At 71.9% G+C, this 14,376-nt stretch carries 14 protein-coding genes, 2 tRNA genes and 1 pseudogene; 11 read left to right on the top strand and 6 right to left on the bottom strand.

What is annotated here, in order from left to right; genetic code table 11:
* From VGR37_18725 to VGR37_18700, 6 genes are all read left to right on the top strand, one after another.
* A partial coding sequence (locus VGR37_18725; protein ID HEV2149442.1) for a protein phosphatase 2C domain-containing protein occupies positions 1-401 on the top strand: 401 nt, incomplete at its 5' end.
* A 7-nt stretch (positions 402-408) separates the two neighbouring features.
* A complete protein-coding gene (locus VGR37_18720; GenBank protein HEV2149441.1) occupies positions 409-2,538 on the top strand; it encodes a TonB family protein in 2,130 nt (709 codons plus the stop codon).
* 650 nt (positions 2,539-3,188) lie between these two features.
* A tRNA-OTHER gene (locus VGR37_18715) sits at positions 3,189-3,311 on the top strand.
* Positions 3,312-3,442: 131 nt separating this feature from the next.
* Positions 3,443-3,715, top strand: a complete 273-nt coding sequence (locus VGR37_18710; GenBank protein ID HEV2149440.1) for a hypothetical protein — start codon at positions 3,443-3,445, stop codon at positions 3,713-3,715.
* Between the two features lie 17 nt (positions 3,716-3,732).
* Positions 3,733-3,859 (top strand) — tRNA-OTHER (locus VGR37_18705).
* A 347-nt stretch (positions 3,860-4,206) separates the two neighbouring features.
* Positions 4,207-5,859, top strand: coding sequence for a TROVE domain-containing protein (locus VGR37_18700; GenBank protein HEV2149439.1), 1,653 nt, complete (start codon positions 4,207-4,209; stop codon positions 5,857-5,859).
* Positions 5,860-5,913: 54 nt separating this feature from the next.
* Here VGR37_18700 and VGR37_18695 read toward each other — a convergent pair whose 3' ends face one another.
* Positions 5,914-6,513 (bottom strand): hypothetical protein, encoded by a 600-nt coding sequence (locus VGR37_18695; protein HEV2149438.1) that lies wholly within the window; start codon positions 6,511-6,513, stop codon positions 5,914-5,916.
* A 93-nt stretch (positions 6,514-6,606) separates the two neighbouring features.
* Between VGR37_18695 and VGR37_18690 the strand changes: the two genes are divergently transcribed.
* Positions 6,607-7,599, top strand: a complete 993-nt coding sequence (locus VGR37_18690) for a DUF3667 domain-containing protein (protein HEV2149437.1) — start codon at positions 6,607-6,609, stop codon at positions 7,597-7,599.
* Between the two features lie 91 nt (positions 7,600-7,690).
* Here the strand turns inward: VGR37_18690 and VGR37_18685 are convergent, their stop codons facing one another.
* Complete coding sequence (locus VGR37_18685) at positions 7,691-7,846, bottom strand: hypothetical protein (protein ID HEV2149436.1); 156 nt, start codon at positions 7,844-7,846, stop codon at positions 7,691-7,693.
* Between the two features lie 108 nt (positions 7,847-7,954).
* On the opposite strand from VGR37_18685, the gene nhaA reads away from it, so the two are divergent.
* Entirely contained in the window at positions 7,955-9,334 is a 1,380-nt protein-coding gene (gene nhaA / locus VGR37_18680) for a Na+/H+ antiporter NhaA (GenBank protein HEV2149435.1), read from the top strand.
* A 111-nt stretch (positions 9,335-9,445) separates the two neighbouring features.
* Positions 9,446-9,988, top strand: a complete 543-nt coding sequence (locus tag VGR37_18675; protein ID HEV2149434.1) for a hypothetical protein — start codon at positions 9,446-9,448, stop codon at positions 9,986-9,988.
* A gap of 62 nt (positions 9,989-10,050) precedes the next feature.
* On the opposite strand, the gene VGR37_18670 is transcribed toward VGR37_18675, so the two are convergent.
* The 4 genes and pseudogenes from VGR37_18670 to VGR37_18655 form a co-directional block, all read right to left on the bottom strand.
* Positions 10,051-10,779: a hypothetical protein gene (locus VGR37_18670; protein HEV2149433.1), complete on the bottom strand. Its 729-nt coding sequence runs from the start codon at positions 10,777-10,779 to the stop codon at positions 10,051-10,053.
* Positions 10,776-11,891, bottom strand: a complete 1,116-nt coding sequence (locus tag VGR37_18665; protein ID HEV2149432.1) for an endonuclease/exonuclease/phosphatase family protein — start codon at positions 11,889-11,891, stop codon at positions 10,776-10,778. The genes VGR37_18670 and VGR37_18665 overlap by 4 nt, the downstream gene beginning before the upstream one ends.
* A 197-nt stretch (positions 11,892-12,088) precedes the next feature.
* A complete protein-coding gene (locus tag VGR37_18660; protein HEV2149431.1) occupies positions 12,089-12,526 on the bottom strand; it encodes an IS3 family transposase in 438 nt (145 codons plus the stop codon).
* A gap of 12 nt (positions 12,527-12,538) precedes the next feature.
* Positions 12,539-12,838: pseudogene (locus tag VGR37_18655) on the bottom strand (IS3 family transposase).
* 104 nt (positions 12,839-12,942) lie between these two features.
* Here VGR37_18655 and VGR37_18650 point away from each other — a divergent pair.
* Both VGR37_18650 and VGR37_18645 read left to right on the top strand, forming a co-directional pair.
* The gene (locus tag VGR37_18650; protein HEV2149430.1) at positions 12,943-13,227 is read left to right on the top strand and encodes a hypothetical protein; all 285 of its coding nucleotides are present in this window, start codon (positions 12,943-12,945) and stop codon (positions 13,225-13,227) included.
* 609 nt (positions 13,228-13,836) lie between these two features.
* The coding region (locus VGR37_18645) for an IS110 family transposase (protein HEV2149429.1) at positions 13,837-14,376 on the top strand (540 nt) is incomplete at its 3' end.

The following is a 14,376-nucleotide window of genomic DNA, read 5'->3' as shown; positions in this document are numbered from 1 at the left end:
CCCCCGAGCGGGTGGTGGCGGCGCAGGTGGGGGACGGCGCGGTGGTCGTCCGCGGGCGCGACGGGTCGCTGCACGCAGCGGACGCGGCGGCGCACGCTGGCGAGTACCTGAACGAGACGGTCTTCCTGACCTCCCCGGGAGCGCTGGACGCGCTCGCCCCGACGGAGTGGGAGGAGGCCCCGTCGCACCTGGCGCTGCTCACGGACGGGCTGCAGCTGCTCGCGCTGCGGATGCCGCGGGGCACGCCGCACCCGCCCTTCTTCGAGCCTCTGTTCCGCTTCGTCGCGGAGGAGCCGGACCCCGGCCGCGCCTCCGAGCGGCTCCGGGCGTACCTGGCGGGGCCGCGAGTGGCCGCGCGGGCCGACGACGACCTCACCCTCCTCCTGGCCGCGCTCGGCTGAACCGGCGATGAGCGACCCGATCCACCTCCGTCGCGAGAGCACTGGCCTCCCCCTCCTGCTGGCGCCCGGCACCGAGCTGGGCGTGGGCGGCCAGGCCACGGTGTACCCCGCACCAGAGGGGAGGGACGTGGCGAAGCTGTACCACCGTCCCATCTCCGACCAGGAGCGGAAGCTCCGCGTCATGCTGGCCCACCGGCCGGCGGGAGCCTCTGGCGGCCCGGATGGCGGCACCCTCGCGTGGCCGGAGGACCTTCTGTACCGCGCAGACGGCGCCTTCGCAGGACTACTGCTCCCGCGCGTCGAGGCGAAGCTCCGGGTCTTCGAGCTGTACAACCCCGCCACCCGGCGCGAGCGGCTGCCGCTGTTCCACCACGGCCTGCTGCACCGGGCGGCCCGCAACCTGGCCGCGGCGTTCGACGAGCTGCACGCCGCCGGCTACGTGGTGGGCGACGTGAACGAGTCCAACGTCCTGGTGGGGGAGAACGGCCGGGTCACCCTGATCGACACCGATTCGTTCCAGGTGCGCGACCCCGCGACGGGGGAGGTGTACCGCTGCCCGGTGGGCCGGCCGGAGTTCACCCCGCCGGAGCTGCGCGGGGCGTCGTTCGGCGAGGTGGACCGCACCCCGGAGCACGACCGCTTCGGGCTGGGGGTGCTCGTGTTCCAGATGCTGATGGAAGGGACCCACCCCTTCGCCGGGCGCTACCGCGGCGCGGGGGAGCCACCCCCGGTGCAGGAGCGGATCGCGGCGGGGCACTTCCCGTACGCGCGCCGGGGCGGCGGATCCGTGGGGCCGCCCAGGACGGCGCCCCCGCTGGAGGTGCTCGACCCCGCCCTGCGCGAGCTCCTCCTGCGCTGCTTCGAGGACGGGCACCGTGATCCGGCGGCCCGCCCCGAGGCCGCGGAGTGGCGGGATGTCCTGGAGGCGGCGGAAGCGGCGCTCGTCGTCTGCGGCCGGAACGAGCAGCACCGCTTCGGGGCGCACCTGGACGCCTGCCCGTGGTGCGAGCGCGCCCTCCGGCTGCACGGTCGGGATCCGTTCCCGTCGGGAAAGGCGGTTCGTCGTGGCGAGCATCGCCGCCCGCCGTCGAGCGTGCCGGGGGCGGCCGGGAGCGCCGTACAGGAGCCGGCGGGGCTCGTGCTGCGGGCGTACGGCGCCATGCTCGAGAACGGGTGGGCCTGGCTGGCGGTGGGCGCAGCTGCGCTGGGACTGGTGGCCGAGGATGTCGGTGTCATCCTCTTCCTCCTCGCCATGGGGTGGCTCTCCTTCCCCGCCTGGCGCACCGCGCTGGGCGTGACCCGGGTCCGCCCCCTCAACGGGTTCCTTACCGCGCTCACGGTTCTCCTCGTGGGGGCCGGCCTGGTGTCGACGCACGACCCGCTCTCCGACCCAGCGGCGACGAGCCTCACGGCACCGCTGCCGGACGGGGCGATCGAGTGGGTCCCGCACGCCTTCGCCAGCGAGGCCGTGGACCGGAAGCCCGCCCCGCTGGACCTCGGCCCGCTCACCAAGCCGATGTCCATGATGCGGGACGGACCGGCCACGCGATCGGGGCCGTCGGTGGTCGAGCTGGTCGTGGACGAGGACGGGCGCGTGGAGCCGGCGACCCTGGCTGTTGAACCGGCTTCCGACTCCATCCTGGTCGAAGCGCTGCGTCCGTTCCTGCACGAGCTCCGCTTCGTGCCCGGGGAGCGGGGCGGTCGACCCGTACGGACGCAGGTGCGCTTCATGGTCCGATGGTTCAATGGCAGGGTGGCGCCGGAGTTCCAGTGGGCGAGCTGGGGTCCTCACGCAGATTATCTCACCCGGGAGGCGTGGCCGGGGTGGCAGACGCCGACGGCCCAGGAGCCGCCAAGACTTCTCAACGCCGCGCAAATGGAGGAGCTGCTGGACCGCACGTTCCCGCCGGAGCGCCGCAGGAACGGCTTCGAGGGAACGGCGATCGTACGGTTCCGGGTGGACGAGAGGGGTGTCGTGAACCCGGCGAGCATCGTCATCACGGATTGCCCCGACGACGCGTTCGCGCCCTCGGCCGCCATGCTGGCGAACCGGCTGCGGTACGCGCCGGCCACGTACGCGGGGAAGGCCGTCCCCGCGTACGTCACGATCGATCTCTACTGGGATCTGTACAGTTGATGCGCTCCGCCCGATGACGTCCCTCTTGACAGCCGGGCGGCTGCCGATTACACTCCTCGCCCTCAGGGAGTCGCGTCCCGATGTTCCAGCGTCCACCCCGGTCCCGTGCATGCCACGGGGCCCGGCGTGGTCCCGAAGCTCCGGCTCCGGGAGAACATCGGCGGCGCGATTTTGCGTTTCCGGCGGGTCCGTCCCGCCCACCCGGGCAATCTCGAACAACGACAGGCAGGGCTCCGATGCAGGCACGCACGCTCCACCGACTCTCCCGCAACCTCCGGACGGACGCGACCATCGCGTCGCCCGTGTCGTGGGGTGCGTGCGCCGGTCGGCCGGGCGGCGTCTGCCTGCCGCGGCGGCAGAGCGGCAAGGATCGAGGCACAACCAGCGTGGGGATTCCGGGAGGGTGCGCTCCATGAGCGCGTAACCCTCTCCGGAACCGGGAGCGAGACGATCGCCCCACCCGCGCACTGGCCGGGTGGGGCGATCTGCGTTTCAGGGCACACGCTCGACAGGAGGTGACGAACGACGATGGATCCGACGAACGAGTGAAGGGTGGCCGGCGGGCGCGAGGCTCCGAGCACGTGGACACGCGACTCCCGGTGCGAGGGGCGGACATCCCGCCGCGCCACCCCGACCAGGCACGACAGCAAGGGGCCGTAGCTCAACGGGTAGAGCGCCGGAAAATATCCTCGCCGCTCCTTGCCCAGCGACTGGGCCGATGGTCGAGGCTTATCGGGATCCGGAGGTTGCGGATTCGACTTCCGCCGGCCCCATGCAGGAACCAGCGAACACGGGAAGGTGCGACATGGACCAGGACGCCCACCGCTGAGCGCCGCCTCCGGGCGCCGCGCCGGCGGACGACGGAAGACGACCACGGCACGGCAACCACAGCCACGGAGCAGCCATGAGCACCACGGGACGCTACTTCTACCGCGACCACAGGTCGGGCCGCACGTTCTGCGTCGAGCCGGTCAGCGACCGGAGCCAGAAGGTCGACGACCAGCACTGGAGCAACGGCGGGATCACCCCCGTCCGGGGCGGCGCGGTCCGCGAGGAGGACTCGGTCATCACCCCGGAGAACGGGTTCAGGAACATCACCCACCTGCCGCCGGGCGTGAGCCCCGACGGATACATCGAGATGCTCCTCCGGGGGCGGACCGGGGCGGGGGAGGGCTGAGGCAGGGAGGACGGAGGAAGGCCGTAGCTCAGGGGCAGAGTGCCGGAGAGTGTTCCCTCCCCACACACACGTCCGCACTGCGGGCCGACGGCGGAGGGTTACCGTTCACTCCGGAGGTCACGGGTTCGATTCCCGTCGGCCTTCCTCCGTTCACGAAAAGGCCGTTCGCAGCAGCAGTTCGACAGGATCACGATCATGTCGTGGGCGGTGGCAGAGCGTCCCTCGCCACCCTTCACCCGCACCGCGGGCCGGCGGTAGAGGGTTGCCTGGTCGAAGCCGAAAGGCGAAGCGGTTGAGCTGCGGGCACTCGCTCCGCTCCGCGTCGGATCCGCCCTCTCCCCGTCCACGACACGTTTACCCGGAAGCCGCGGGTCGAAGCAGTCGGGTTCTCGCCTGCCAAGCGATCTCCCGGTAAGGGAGGTTATTCCCGGCCGCACCCCACATCCGCGGCTTCCGGCACCACCCTTCGCCCAGAATGGAGGCGATCAGCGATGATGATGGACTTCACCCGGTACGTGGCGACCCGCCTGCGGCGGCTGCGCACCCCGCAGAGCGAGCCGATCCCCGGGACGGCGCAGGTGCCGAACTCGGCCGGCGGGTTCGCGTGGGCCGTGGACCGCTGGACCCGGCTCGACCGCTTCCTGGTGCTGGGGAGCGAGGGCGGGACCTTCTACGTCGGGGAGCGGGAGCTCACCGTCCAGAACGCCGCCAGCGTGGCCGAGTGCATCGCGGAGGACGGGGTGCGCGTGGTGCGGCGGGTGGTGGAGATGAGCGCCTCCGGGCGGGCCCCGAAGAACGATCCCGCGCTCTTCGTGCTGGCGATGGCGGCGGGGCTCGGAGACGAGACCACCCGGCGCGCGGCGCTGGAGGCGCTGCCGCGGGTGGCGCGCACGGGGACCCACCTCTTCCACTGGCTGCGGTACGTGCAGGCGTTCCGCGGGTGGGGGCGGGGGGTGCGGCGGGCGGTGGGGGCGTGGTACACCGCGAAGCCGGCGCGGGAGCTGGCCTACCAGCTCCTGAAGTACCCCTCGCGCAACGGGTGGTCGCACCGCGACGCGCTCCGGCTGGCGCACCCCCGGCCGGAGTCGGAGGAGCAGCGGATCCTGTTCCGCCGCGTGGTGTCGCGCCAGACGGGAGAGATCCCCCCGGAGCTGGAGGGGACGGAGACGGTCCGGCTGCTGCGGGCCGTCGACGAGCTGCACGGGAGCGATCCGGTGGCTCCGGCGCGCGCCGCGGCGCGGGTGCGCGAGCACCGGCTCACCCGCGAGATGCTCCCCACGGAGCTGCTCCGGGAGCCCGCGGTGTGGGAGGCGCTGCTGCAGGAGATGCCGCTGACGGCGCTGATCCGCAACCTGGGGGTGATGAGCGGAGTGGGGCTCCTGGCACCGATGAGCGAGGCGGCGAGGACGGTGGCCGCCCGCCTGACGGACGGGGAGGCGCTGCGGCGGGCGCGGGTGCACCCCGTCGCGGTGCTGGCGGCGCTCCGGACGTACGCGCAGGGGCACGGGATGCGGGGACAGGCCAGCTGGACCCCCGTCCCACAGGTGGTGGACGCGCTGGACGCGGCCTTCTACCTGGCCTTCGCGAGCGTGCAGCCCACGGGGAAGCGCACCCTCCTGGCGCTGGACGTGTCCGGGTCGATGGAGGCCCGCATCCTGGGGATGGAGTTCCTGAGCTGCCGGGAGGCGTCGGCGGCGATGGCGCTCGTCACCGCGGCCACGGAGACGCAGCACCACTTCGTGGCCTTCACCAGCGGGAGCCACCCCGGGCGGTGGGGGATGAGCAGCGGGCTCACGCCGCTGGCCATCTCCCCGCGGCAGCGCCTGGACGACGTGGTCCGGACGGTCAGTGGGATCCCCTTCGGGGGGACGGACTGCGCGCTGCCGATGCTGGAGGCGGCGAAGCACCGGTGGACGGTGGACACCTTCGTGGTCTACACCGACAACGAGACCTGGGCGGGAGAGGTGCACCCCGCGCAGGCGCTCCGCGAGTACCGGGAGCGGACGGGGATCCCGGCGAAGCTGGCCGTCGTCGGGATGGCGTCCAGCGGGTTCAGCATCGCGGACCCGGAGGACGGGGGGATGCTGGACGTGGTCGGGTTCGACGCCTCCGCCCCCCAGCTGATCGCGGACTTCGCCCGGTAGGCGGCCGCGGGACTCCGGTCCCGCGGCCCCTTCGCGTTCCCCGCGCTCCGCCCGCTACATCCGCGGGTCCTCCCTGCGGAACTCCAGCGCCAGGGTGCGGGTGCGGCCACCGGCGGTGACGTCCGTCACCTGCAGGGTGCGCTCGTCCAGGACCTGCCCCGTCGCGGAGCCGAAGGCGGTCGCCGCGCCCGCGGTGAAGCGGACGGTGGCGCCATCGCGCGCGTAGCGCCCCTCCGCGCGGTGGGCGACCGGGGGGCGCGTGGTCGCCCCGCAGACCTCCTGCGTGGTGCCGCTGAACGAGAAGCCGCCCTCCTCCAGCGAGAGGGTGCCGTGCACCGCCCGTACCTCGCACCCGCCGCGCCGGTCCACGACGGCCGGGAGGGTGGAGCCGTTCACCTGCATCAGCCGGTAGACGCCCTGGATCCCCGCATCGGGCCGCGGCTGCCGCGCGACATCTTCCGGGAGGGGCGGCACGGGACCCTCCAGGGTGGGGACGGCCCGGGGGGCGGGCGGCGCGGGCTCCGGGACGACCCCGGTGCACCCGGCGGCGAGCACGGCCACGAGGGCGGCGAGCGGTGCGGTGCGTCGGATGGTCATGGCGGTGCGGGCACGGGTGAAGGCCGCGGCCACGGGGCCGCGCGTGGAAGGGGACATGGATGCACCGCGCATGCCGCCGCCCTCGCATTCCGGCGCGCGATGCCGTATCTTGGTGGTCCGCAACGACGTACCCCCTGCCGCGCTCCTGCCATGCTCCGCATCCGGAGAATCCGCTTCCCCGTCCCGTTCGCCGTTGCCACCGCCAGCTCCGCGGAGCCGCCGGTCGCGCACGGGGCCCCCTGCGTCAACTGCGCGTGCGAGACCCCGGGCCGCTACTGCCCCCGATGCGGGCAGGAGCGCCGCAACCGGCTGGTCTCCCTGCCCGCCCTGGCGGCGGACTTCCTGGAGGACGAGATGGCGCTCAGCTCGCGCCTCCCGGTCACCGTCCTCTTCCTGCTCGCCCGCCCCGGGTTCCTGACGCGGGAGTACCTGCGCGGCCGCATCGTCCGCTACATCCGCCCGCTGAAGCTGTACCTGGGCACGAGCGTGATCTTCTTCCTGCTCGTCTCCGTGCTCGACTCGGACTGGCTCAACGTGGGACTGGACGAGCCCGGGGCCTCCGCCCCGGCCCCCGCTCCCGCCGGGGCGGAGGAGGCGCCGGTGGTGGCGGCGGACGCGAGCCCGGCGGCGGCGGTGGAGGGGGGGGCGCCTGGGCCCGGAGAGAAGTCCTGGGTGGACGAGATCGAGGTCAGCGTGCCCAACCCGCTGCTGAAGCACCTGCTGGAAGAGAAGCGGGCGCACTTCCGCCGCATGACGCCGGGGGAGGCGTTCCGCGAGGTGATGAAGGAGTTCCGGGAGCACGTCCCCACCATGATGTTCGTGCTCCTCCCGGTCTTCGCGCTGCTACTCAAGCTGCTTTACGCCCGGCGGGGGAGGCTGTACGTGGAGCACTTCGTCTTCGCCCTGCACCTGCACGCCTTCGCCTTCGCGACGTTCGGGGTGATGCTCCTGGCGCGCAACTCCACCGTCGTCGGGGTGCTCGTCCTCTGGGTGCTGCTCTACACCTTCCTGGCGATGCGGCGCGTGTACGGGCAGTCGCTGCTGAAGACCGGGGTCAAGTACCTGGCCCTGGGGTGGACGTACTCGCTGGTGATGACGGTCGCCGCCGCCATCACCGCCGTCATCACGGTGCTCCTGGTCTGATCGGCCCGCCGGGCCGCACCGGACCGGCAGGGCGAGGGCCCCTCTCCGCCGTGGAGAGGGGCCCTCGCGCGCATCCGTTCCGGTCCCGCCGCTACTCCGGCGCCCGGTCGGCGGGGACGGACTGCCGGCCGTGGCGGGTGTGCTCGCCGCCCGGCTCGCCGCGCCGCCCGACGCCTGCCGCGGGGAGGGTGCGCTCCCCGGCGGGCACCTCGAAAAATCCAGAGCTGCTGCGCCTTTCGCACGTCACGGGGGATTCCGGCGCGGGCCGTGCGGGGTTACTTTCCGGCTCTCATGGGCGGCTTCGTCCGGATGGCCGCAGGGCCGCGGGTAGACACTTCAGGAGAGACGGAACGGAATGGCAAGCGCACCGTTGTTGGTTTCCAGCGGGCCGAGGACGCCCATCGAGCGGATCCTCACCCCCTTCCAGCGCTTCGCGCGCGTCGAGTCTTCCGGCGGGATCGTCCTGATCCTCTGCACGCTGATCGCCTTGGTCCTGGCCAACTCCCCGCTGGCGGAGAGCTACCATCACCTGTGGGAGACGGACCTGGAGATCGGCTGGGCGAACTACGAGTTCCACCTCACCTTCCACCACTTCATCAACGACGGCTTGATGGCCGTCTTCTTCTTCCTGGTGGGGCTGGAGATCAAGCGCGAGGTGCTGGTGGGGGAGCTGGCGTCGGTGAAGCGCGCCGCCCTCCCCATCGCCGCCGCGGTGGGCGGCATGGTGGTCCCCGCGCTCGTCTACGCGGCGCTCAACGCGGGCGGGCCGGGAGCGTCCGGGTGGGGGATCCCCATGGCCACCGACATCGCCTTCGCGCTGGGGGTGCTGGCGCTGCTGGGGCCGCGGGCCCCGCTGGCGCTCAAGGTGTTCCTGGCCGCGCTCGCCATCGTGGACGACATCGGGGCGGTGCTGGTGATCGCCTTCTTCTACACGGCCGGCGTCTCCTGGACGGCGCTGCTCGCCGCCGCGGCCTTCCTGGCGGCGATGGTGGCGGCGAACCGGCTGGGGGTGCGCACCCCGCTGGTGTACCTCCTCCTGGGGATCGGCCTCTGGGCCGCCTTCCTGGCCTCGGGGATCCACGCCACGGTGGCCGGGGTCCTCTCGGCCATGGCGATCCCGGCGCGCAACCGGATCGACACGGCGGAGTTCCTGGACCGCGGCCGCCACCTGATGGAGGAGTTCGACGCGGCCGGCGTGGAGGGGGCCGACGTCCTCACCAACCACGGCCAGCAGACGGTGATCCAGGCCATCGAGAGCACCTGCGAGGCGGCGCAGTCTCCGCTGCAGCGGATCGAGCACGACCTCCAGCCCTGGGTGGCGTTCATCATCATCCCCCTCTTCGCCCTGGCCAACGCGGGGGTCCACCTCTCCGGGAACGTGGCGGAGGCGTTCGCCCACCCCGTGACGCTGGGCGTCATCCTGGGCCTGGTGGTCGGGAAGCCCATCGGGATCACGCTCTTCTCCTGGGCGGCGGTGCGTGCCGGGCTGGCGACGAGGCCGGAGGGGATCACCTGGCGCGCGCTGCACGGGGTGAGCTGGCTGGGGGGGATCGGCTTCACCATGTCGCTCTTCATCGCCACGCTCGCCTTCCCCACCGGCGCGATGGTGGACGAGGCGAAGATGGGGATTCTCGCCGCTTCGCTCGTGGCGGGGATCGTCGGATGGCTCCTCCTCCGCCCGGTGCAGGCCCCCGCCGCGGAGCCGGAGCCCGCACCGGCCGCGGGCCTGACGTAGCCGTCTCCGTCGTGCCGCACTCCGGCGCGGAGCCGACCATCCACCGGGAGGGTCGGCCCCGCCTCGTCGACGGGCCGGAGCCAACGTTTCCTCTCCCCTCCTCCTCCCTTCATGCGCGCCGAAGCGCCGGTCCTGTTCGATGCGTTCCTGCCCGGGTACGACGTGGCCTCGCGCCACCACCGGGAGGTCGCCGCGCCGCCGGAACGGGTGTGGGCCGCCGTTCGCGCACTGGAGCTGGGGCGCTCCCCCGTCATCCGCACACTGTTCCTGCTGCGCGGTGTCCCGGCGCTGCTCACCCGTCCGCGCGAGGTGCTTTCGGCCCGCCGCGCCGGGAAGCCGGGGCTGGGGCTCACCGCGGACGAGCTGCTGCGCGGCGGGTTCACTCTGCTGGGAGAGCGCCCGGGTGAGGAGCTGCTGCTGGGGCTGGTCGGGCGCTTCTGGAGGGCGGACGGGGGGATCGTGCCCGTTCCGGCCGAGGGATGGCGGAAGTGGGAGCGGCCCGGCTACGCCAAGGCGGCGTGGAGCTTCACGCTGACGCCCGGTCCGGACGGCACCACCCGGCTCGCCCGGAGACGCGGGTGCGCTGCACGGACGCCGAGAGCCGCCGACGCTTCCTGCGCTACTGGCGGGTGGTGGGGCCCTTCAGCGGTCTGATCCGGCGCGAGATGCTGCGGGCGCTGGCGAAGGCTGCGTCGGCCTCGTGAAGCTTCGCCGGCTCAGACGCCCCGGCGTTGCCGGGCGTCCAGGTGCAGCGAGAGGGCCGTGTAGAACACCGGGTACAGGAGTGAGGCCCACAGCAGCCACGGCGTGGCGTGCGGATAGCCGGGGAGCATCGCCGCGAGGATCGCCAGCCACGCCACGGCGCCCCCCAGCACGGGGATCCGCCACGGCCGCGGCGCCAGGTTGGGGTAGACGAACCGTACCGGGGCCACCGTCAGCACCGCCAGCGCCAGGAGCAGCACGGCGTTAGGCCACGGGCCGACGCGTGCGGACAGGATTCCGGCGTAGAAGGCCACGATGTTCCAGTACGACGGGAATCCCAGGAAGAACCCGCCCCCCTCGTCCTTGGCGCCCGCGTTCGCGAAGCCGAAGAGGCTCGCCACGAGGGCGGGCGCCACCCACACCCACCCGGGCTCCGGCACCCACCCCATCCGCCACACCAGCAGCAGCGGGAGGAAGGTGAAGGTCAGGTAGTCCACGATGTCGTCGATGGTCCGCCCGTCGATCCCCGGAGCGTTCACCTTCACCTGCCATCGCCGGGCCAGCGGGCCGTCGGTGGCGTCCACCAGCACGGCCAGCGCCAGCCACAGGAACACCCGGCGCGGGTCCGGCTCCGGAGCGCAGGTCTCCGCGGCGGCGAGGAACGCGAGCACCACCCCGGAGGCGGTGTAGACGTGGACGACGTAGGCGCGTGCCCGGTCGCCCCAGGAAGGTGTAGAGGTCATTCGCGCGACGGCCGGTCGTCGCCGGTGCGGGCGGCCTCCATCTCCTCCTGGACCCGCTCCTCCGCGTCCTCCAAATCGCCGGGTTTCCGCGGGGTCTCCGGCTGCTCCTGCCGGGCTTCGGGTGCGTAGAGCAGCCGGATCAGGAGCGGGAAGTGGTCGGAGCCGACCGCCTCCAGCCGGCGCAGCTCGACGAGCTGGAAGTGGCCGGAGTGGAAGACGTGGTCCAGCGGGAAGCGGAAGAGCGGGTTGTTGGCGTTGTAGCTGTTGAAGAGCCCCCGCCCCACCCGCGGGTCCAGGAGCCCGCTCAGCCGGAGGAAGAGCTCGCTGGTGGGCGACCACGCCACGTCGTTGAGGTCGCCCGCCACCACCGTCGGCACCTCCTCGCCTTCGCCGATCTCCCGCCCCACCAGCACCAGCTCGGCGTCGCGCGGGGTGGAATCCTGGTCGCCGATCGGCTCGGGCGGCCGCGGGTGCAGGCCGTGCAGCACGATCCGGTCACCGCTGCGGAGCGTGATCCCGGTGTGGACGGAGGGGATGTCGTCCTGAACGATGAAGCGCACGTGCGGCTCCACCAGGGGGAGCCGGGAGAAGAGCGCCAGCCCGTAGTGGTTGTCCTGCGGCTGCAGCACGGTGTGAGGGTGCGTCCGGGCGAGCGGCTCCAGCGCGCGGACCCAGGCGGCGTCGGTCTCCAGGGCCAGGACCACGTCCGGGTCGTGCTTCCGCACGGTGCGCAGGAAGCGGGCGTGGTCCCGGTTCTCCATCAGCACGTTGCAGATCAGCAGCCGGAGCGTGGCGTCCTCCCGCCGCTGGACTCGGGCGTGGTCGGCGCGCTCCACCTGCACGGACGCCAGGGGGGTGAAGGGGCGGATCTTGATGCACTGCCAGGCGACGGTCAGCGCGACCGCGGACAGGAACACCCACTCCCACGCGCGCCCCTGGAAGAAGAACGCGTAGTACAGCAGGCCCGCGAGTCCCGCGATCGAGGCGATCTGCGCGCGCGGGAAGTCCCACCCGCGGACGAACCAGTGCGGGCTGCGGCTGAAGCCGAGCGCCGTTCCGCCCGCCATCAGCACACCGGCGGAGACCAGCATCCACTGCAGAACACTGCGCATGTCGGGCGGCTCAGGGTCCGGGTTTCGGGGACGGGTCTCCCTCCGCAGGAGGGCAGGACCAATTCCGCTGCTCAGATGATGCTGCTCCGCAACCGGCGGGCCGCGCGGTCGTGCGCAACAACCAGCTGCGTGCGCTGCTGGAGCGCTTCTGGCCCGGACCGCCGAAGCTGGACTTCCCCCGGGTGACGGACAGGGGGTTAAGCAGCCACCCTCGGGGTGAGGGCGAGCTGGTCCTCATACTCGGCGGGGCTCTTGTAGCCGAGGCTCGAATGCAGACGCTGCCGATTGTACCACGCCTCAATGTAGTCGAAGATCGCCCGCCGGGCCTCTTCTCTCGTGTGCCAGTCGCTGTCCTCGATCAGCTCCCACTCCAGCGTGGCGAAGAAGCTCTCGGCCACTGCATTGTCCCAGCAGTCTCCCTTGCGGCTCATGCTGCAGCTGATCCCATGCTGGGCCAGGATCTCCTGGTAGGGGGTCGAGGCATACTGCACGCCCCGATCCGAGTGGTGCAGCAGCCCAGGACCTGGCTTGCGCCTCCAGAGCGCCATCGTGAGCGCGTCCGTGGCGAGCGCGGCCTCCAGCGTCGTCCGCATCGCCCAGCCCACCACACGTCGAGAGGCCAGGTCCAGCACCACAGCCAGGTAGAGTCAGCCCTCGCGCGTGGGCACGTAGGTGATGTCGCTGACCCAGACCTGGTCTGTTCCCGCAACCTCTTCCACCCCGAAACGCCGCTTCAAGCGGTTGGGTGCGATCGGGTACGAGTGGTTCGAATCCGTGGTCACCCGGAAACGCCGCTTCTTCTTGGCCCGGATCTCCTCCTCGCGCATCAGGCGCGCGACCCGCTTCCGGCTGCAGCGGATCCCCTTCGAGCGCAGGTGCCGGTGCACGCGGGGGCTGCCGTAGGTGCGCCCACTGCGGCGGTGGATCGAGCGGATCTCGATTCGGAGTCGCTGCTCCTGCGGGGTGCGCTCGCTCGCGGGACGCTTCGCCCAAGCGGAACCTGTGGGCGTACGCCGGTCTGGCGGTGGTGACGCACTCCAGCAGCGACTACATGATCGTGGAGGGCCGTCCCGTACGACGGCAGCGCCCGCCGATGACGCGGGGGCTGAACCGCAACCACAACCGCGTGCTCAAGAACGTGTTCAAGGGTGCGGCCAACGCGGCCGCCGCCCGTCCCGGCCCGTTGAAGGACTTCTACGACGCGATTCTGCAGCGCGGCATGCGCGAGGAGCTGGCGCGCGTCACCTTGGCGCGAAAGCTCGCGGCCGTGGCGCTGGGGCTGTGGAAGAAGGGAGAACGATTCGATGCGACGAGGCTGACGGTGCAGGCGGCATAGCGCCCCGCGGGCGAGCCGGCGGTGTGGGGCACGTGAGCTCCGTCCGCGGCTCCGAACGTCCGGGGCAAGGGATTGCGAGGGGAAGTCTCATCGGGGTCGTCCGCCCGGCGTGGTCTGCCGAGGCACTCGCCTAACTCCAGGCCCCCTCGTAGAACCCGAAGAAGCGTCAGGCCGGCTCCCGCAGCCGAGTCTCAGATAGAACCGTGGTTCGCACCCGTGCGACCCGAGCGCCTGCCGAATGCCCTCGCACGATCAGGAGCCCAAGCTGGAGGTGACGCATGCGGAGGAGGACTGCTCCGAAGGACCCGGTGCACCCCGAAGTCTCGCGCGCGCTGGCGAGTGAGTCGGGGCTGATTGCGAAGGCGGAAGAAGCCGCGCCATCAGCGATGGGGGAGAACGTCCTTGACAACCGCTCTCATAAAACGCCCTCAAGTTCAGGTGCGTGCGGCCAAACTGCACCTTCCAGACGCGGCGACTGGCGTTGCAGTCACCAGGCGTGAAAGCACCGCCGGCCGCACGTCTCCTGCAGCGCATTCGTTAGATCCTATGTAGGAGGGGGCCGCTGCGAGTAAGCTTTCCTGGAGGTCATCACTCAACCAGGAGGAGCTTATGAATCCCGCAACGACCCCCAAGCCGACGAACTCCACCGCGCCCGTGCTGTGCCTCAGCTTCGAGCTGGGCGTCTCGCAATGGAAGATGGCCTTCAGCACCGCACTGGGTCAACAGCCACGGCTACGGAGCATCCCGGCCCGCGACCTGGCACACGTGGAGAAGGAGATCGACGGGGCCAAGGCGCACTTCGGGCTTCCTGCCGAGACGCGGGTCATCTCCTGTTACGAGGCCGGACGCGACGGCTTCTGGCTGCACCGGGCGCTGTGCGCGCAGGGGTTCGAGAACCAGGTGGTGGACTCCTCCAGCATCGAGGTCAACCGACGAGCGCGGCGGGCGAAGACGGACCGGCTGGATGCGGGCAAGCTGCTCGACCTGCTCTGGAGATGGCTCCTGGGAGAGAAGAAGTGCTGGAGCATCGTGCGGGTGCCGAGTCCCGAGGAGGAGGACCGCAGGCAACTGCACCGGGAGCTGATGACGACGAGGAGGGACCGCACGCGGGTGACGAACCGCATCCAGGGGCTGCTCTTCGCCCAGGGC

This window comes from Longimicrobiaceae bacterium, from assembly GCA_035936415.1.
Lineage (GTDB): Bacteria > Gemmatimonadota > Gemmatimonadetes > Longimicrobiales > Longimicrobiaceae > JAFAYN01.
The sequence above is the reverse complement of the archived record's forward strand: the minus strand, read 5'-3'. Positions and strand labels throughout refer to the sequence as shown.